We start from the raw sequence: 4,771 nt of genomic DNA on the forward strand, positions 1-4,771 counted from the left end.
TGGATAAAGATACAACAACTATATTAATTGATCTTCTTAATTTTATATCAAGAGAAATCACTTATGAAAATGCTTTAACATATTTATATTGGTATGCAACAATAGATCAAATAATTGATGTAATTAAAAAAGAGAGTAAAAGAGGGGTAGACATTGACTCAAGATTTAATCGGTTAATTAAATTGATAGGACAAAAAGCAACAGTAGAACAAATAATTGAAGTATTCCCAGATTTGGACGACTCTTATATATTTATGGCAAACCATGCCATAAATGAAGAAAGGAAAGATTTGATAAAGAAAGTATGTATTGAAGGAACAACTGAACAAATAATAAGACTAAAAGGCAAGATAATTAATACATATTACGAGGAGTTATTTGATTTGGCTATTGCTATAAAACAAAGAAAATAATTTTTAATTTTTTTTTATTTTTTAATTTTTTGAAAAAATTTTAGGGGTTGAAAAATATGGCATTTATTAAAATAGATTTAAAAAAAGAGGAAAAATATATTACATTTCAAAGAAATAGGCCTCCTTTTTTTGAAAGACTCGGAATATTAATAACAAATCTAGAAGATACGTATATGCTAGAAAAAAAAGCAGAATATTATTTAGAAAAAATCAATTTTCTTTTAAAATCGGATAATTTTTCTGAACCAGTTCAATTAAATATAACAAAAACAGGAGATTGTTTAACTACTTATAAAATAGATAATAAAAGAACATATTTAGGATATTATGATTTACGTATATTAGAAGATGAATTAAGAACTATAATTCAAAATTTAATTGAAATAAAAGATAACAAAAAAGGAGAAATTGATTATGAAAAAGAATTATTAAAAAAATACTTAAAAAACAAAGAAAATGGCAAAAAAATATTTGAATTATGTTTAAGATATATAAAACTAATAAAAAGAATACAAAAACAAGATGATGAAACATATAAAAATATGACAAATAAATCTCAGTTTTGTTTTCCTTAAATTTAACTTTTTTCTTTTCTTCTTTTTACTTCTGAAAATTTTAATCAAACCGAAACCTTTTTAAAGAGTTATGAATATATATTCATTATGGTAAGACCAAAAAGATGCAGGCGTGTAAGATGCGAACCAAATGTTGATTATTTCAAACCATCTGGTGTGCGCATACGCGATACTGATATAATACAATTAACAGTTGATGAATTTGAAGCTATTAGATTAGTTGATAATGAAAATATTGAACAGATTAAAGCTGCTGAAAAGATGGAAATATCACAGCCTACTTTGCATAGATTATTACATTCAGCGCATAATAAAATTGCTGATGCACTTTGCAATGGCAAAGCAATCAAGATTAAAGGAGGTGAATATATGACTGAAGAAAAAGGAGTACCAAAAAGAGACGGTTCAGGAAAAGGAATAAGAGCAAATAGAGGAAGAGGGGGATGTAATCCACCACAAGATAAAAATACAATACAAAATACTGAACAAAATATAAATAGAGGACAAGGTAGAGGATTAGGACCTTGTGGACGTGGATTTAGAAGAGGACAAAATAGAAGACTTGATTAATTGGGGGCATTTGCCTTCAAATTTATTTTATTTCTTTAATTAATCTCATTAATCAATGGTTTTGAATTCCACTATTCTTAAATTTTACATTTATTAAGTTATTATATAGTAAAACTCAACATCTCATTTATTAAATATAAAGCATCATCTATATCCTTAAGTGTACCATGATTATCTTTATACCCATCTAATTCCAAATAATATAAACTTTTTTCTAACTCTTCTTTAAATTAAATAAACTTATATCTTTTGCAAAAGAAGGATTTTCATATAAAATTCGGCAAGGAAACCAACACCTTTAGGTGTTGGAGGAATTGCCGAATTTGATATATTTACAACGAATGAACTATACCTTTGCCTTTAGGCAAAGGAAGTTCTTCGTTGTAAATTTTCATTAATACAAAAAACAAAACCACACAAAGCCCAGGTATATTTATCATGTTTTTTATTAATATTTTTTAAAATATATTTAAATAAATCAAAAGATTCATTAAGATATATCCTTTCTCTATTTTCATTTTCATAATCTTTTAAACAGTATGCTTTTATTATTAATAAACAAAAATATTCATCTAAACCAATTTGATTTTCAATCATATAATTTGTTTCAGTTAATATATTTAAGAATTTAATTGCTTTATGATATTGTTTTAATTTTCTTAATGCATTTAAATAAATACAAGTGATGCCTAAATCTTTTTGTGAATAAATATCTAATCTTTCATATATCTTTATAATCACATTATGTTCGCAATTATTATAAAAATAATTAAACATAATACCATATAAAGGAACAGAAAATAAATTATGTTTTTTAGCTAATCTAAATAATTTTTCTAAATATAATTTATTTTCAGTGTACCTGATTTGACATGCAAAATGAATAATATCTTCTTTTGTAGCTTTTTTTGAAATTATATTTTTTTGTAATTCTTCAAATGCTTTTAAAACTTTATTTTCTAAAATTAAATTATCCAACTTTTCATAAAGAGGTAGTTGATTCTGTAAAAATATTGCACCATAATTATATTTATCTCTCCTAGGAAAATCATTTTTTGTTTTTTTCCCATTATGAGAACAATTTGCTCTTGGCATAAGCATAATATATACATTTATATGTTTTAAAACCTTTCTTAACTCTGTTTCTCACTTCTGTACTGTTCTATTAAAGCATATACTACTGGATCAAAGGTGTTTTTATTTTCTAATTCTTTTAAGAAAGATTCTGGATTTTCTTTCCAGTTAAGTATTGTTTGGATATGACTAATAGTTGTATAAAATACTCTCATTTGTGGTTGAGCCCAGCATATTTCACAAGATATCTCCCCCAAATTTATAATTGGTCTTAAACCAATATAACATAAAGCAACTTTTATATCCCCCAAAGGGATATTATGTAATTTAGAAAATACGTGTTTATATACTTCTAATTGCCTCTTATGATGTGAATTATTTCCTATTTCTCTATCTGTTTTCCAATCAATAATAAGGTATTTTTCTCCTTTTTTGAATATTCCATCTATTTTTCCAGTAAATAAAAGATTTTTATCAGTTTCCATTAAATCTTTTAATTCCACTTGAAAATATTCTTCTGTGTTTAAAAATTCAGGGTATTCTTTTTTTATCTCATTAATTAATGTTTTTATATTTTCAATATACTTTTCAAATCCTTGCTCTATTTCAAATTCTTCTCCTTTTAATAATAATTCAGCATATTTATGAACTTTTGAACCCATTTGCGCTGCATCAGAAAATGTTTTAAGTTTTAATATATTATTTGTTAAATATCTTTCTGGATTAGCATTTAAAGAAGTATATGATAATTTATTTAAATCTTCAAAATGTTGTGTTATAAATTTTAAAACCCATGGTTTTTTATCTTCTAATAATTCTTTTGACTTTTCTATATCTCCATTCACAAAAAGAGAATATGCCTGTTTTAATTTTTCAGAAAAATTAGTGTTTTCTATTTTTTCGATTTCTAAATCTGTGTTCAAATCTGAAAAATCATTTATATACTCTTCAATTTTTTCTGGTATAATATATATTTCTTGTTTTGCTCTTGTTAAAGCAACAAAATCCATTCTCAATGCTTCTTCTTCTAATTCCTCCTCTGCTTTTATTCCCTTTATATTCAATATCGTTTTTACAACTTCATCTTGAAAATTACTATTGTCTTTTATTTTTTTAGGCAAATAAATAACCTTATCCCACTGCATACCTTTAGATTTATGAATAGTTATTAACATTACTCCTATATCTTTTGAAGGATCTTCACGATTTGACAAATCAGAACTTTTTAAATAATCTATAAGGTTATTTAAGGTTTTATTTTTTAAAAAAGTTATTGCTTCATTAAATGAATTTTTTAAAATTATAGCTGTAATAAGATAATCTTTTCCATAAGACATAGAAATTGGAAAAATAATTTTATCAAAAAGAAGGTTTATATCCTCTAAAGAGTTAATCTCTTCTTTCATCTGTTTAAACTTTGGACATAAAATATCAATATTTTCTTTTTTACAATTTAACGCATCTTTTAAACTTATAGGAAAAAAAGGAGTAAACATTGCATTTTTAATCTCATCAAAATCTTCACTTAAAACTCCTTTTATAAATGTGATAATTGAATTTTTTGCATCAAAAGAAGATTTTGAAGAAGTTGAACTATGTTTAATCCCCATTTTTTGCAGTGTTTTTGATAAACCTATCATTTGATTATTAGTCCTCACTATAACTGCGATATCTTTTTCTCCTATTTGTTTAAGTAAGGTGCCTGTTGCTTCATAAGAATCATATTCAGTTGAATAGATTATTGGTTTTATTCCTTTTGGGTTTTCTGGATTATTAAGACTCTTTAAATCTTCTTTATGGATTTCATCTTTTGTTTTTGATGAAAAATATTCTTTTGCATAATATAATATCTCATTTGTACTTCTAAAATTTTCTGATAATATAAACTTCTTTGAATTTTTGAATTTTTCAAAATTCAAAATTGAACCTCCTTGAAATCCAAAAATTGCCTGTTTTTTATCTCCTACTGCAAAAAAAGTTTCCCCTGATTCTAAAGCTATATCTGCTTCTATTATATTGACATCCTGCAATTCATCAATTAAAACATGTTTAAATTTCGGCTTATTTTTTATGCTTTTAAATTCCAAAAGCATATCTGAATAATCTAAATTTGTTTTCTCTGTTTCATAAAATTCATAG

The 4,771-nt window shown here is 24.6% G+C and carries 5 protein-coding genes; 3 read left to right on the forward strand and 2 right to left on the reverse strand.

Going from position 1 to position 4,771, the window contains the following annotated elements:
- The 3 genes from WC356_07400 to WC356_07410 form a co-directional block, all read left to right on the forward strand.
- A partial coding sequence (locus WC356_07400) for a hypothetical protein (GenBank protein ID MFA5382968.1) occupies positions 1-413 on the forward strand: 413 nt, incomplete at its 5' end.
- A gap of 56 nt (positions 414-469) precedes the next feature.
- Positions 470-988 (forward strand): hypothetical protein, encoded by a 519-nt coding sequence (locus WC356_07405; GenBank protein MFA5382969.1) that lies wholly within the window; start codon positions 470-472, stop codon positions 986-988.
- A gap of 87 nt (positions 989-1,075) precedes the next feature.
- On the forward strand, positions 1,076-1,558 hold the full coding sequence (locus WC356_07410) for a DUF134 domain-containing protein (GenBank protein MFA5382970.1): 483 nt from the start codon (positions 1,076-1,078) through the stop codon (positions 1,556-1,558).
- 360 nt (positions 1,559-1,918) lie between these two features.
- Here the strand turns inward: WC356_07410 and WC356_07415 are convergent, their stop codons facing one another.
- Both WC356_07415 and WC356_07420 read right to left on the reverse strand, forming a co-directional pair.
- A complete protein-coding gene (locus WC356_07415) occupies positions 1,919-2,653 on the reverse strand; it encodes a hypothetical protein (GenBank protein MFA5382971.1) in 735 nt (244 codons plus the stop codon).
- Positions 2,654-2,691: 38 nt separating this feature from the next.
- Positions 2,692-4,771, reverse strand: a 2,080-nt coding sequence (locus WC356_07420) for a 3'-5' exonuclease (protein ID MFA5382972.1), incomplete at its 5' end; no start/stop codon positions are given.

The organism is Candidatus Micrarchaeia archaeon, from assembly GCA_041653315.1.
In the GTDB taxonomy this organism is placed as follows: Archaea; Micrarchaeota; Micrarchaeia; order Anstonellales; family JAHKLY01; genus JAHKLY01.

What these genes read in the sequence shown, in the direction of transcription:
- WC356_07405 (MFA5382969.1), top strand. Translation starts at nt 470, where the DNA reads ATGGCATTTATTAAAATAGATTTAAAAAAAGAGGAAAAATATATTACA.
- WC356_07410 (MFA5382970.1), top strand. Translation starts at nt 1,076, where the DNA reads ATGGTAAGACCAAAAAGATGCAGGCGTGTAAGATGCGAACCAAATGTT.
- WC356_07415 (MFA5382971.1), bottom strand. Translation starts at nt 2,653, where the DNA reads ATGCCAAGAGCAAATTGTTCTCATAATGGGAAAAAAACAAAAAATGAT.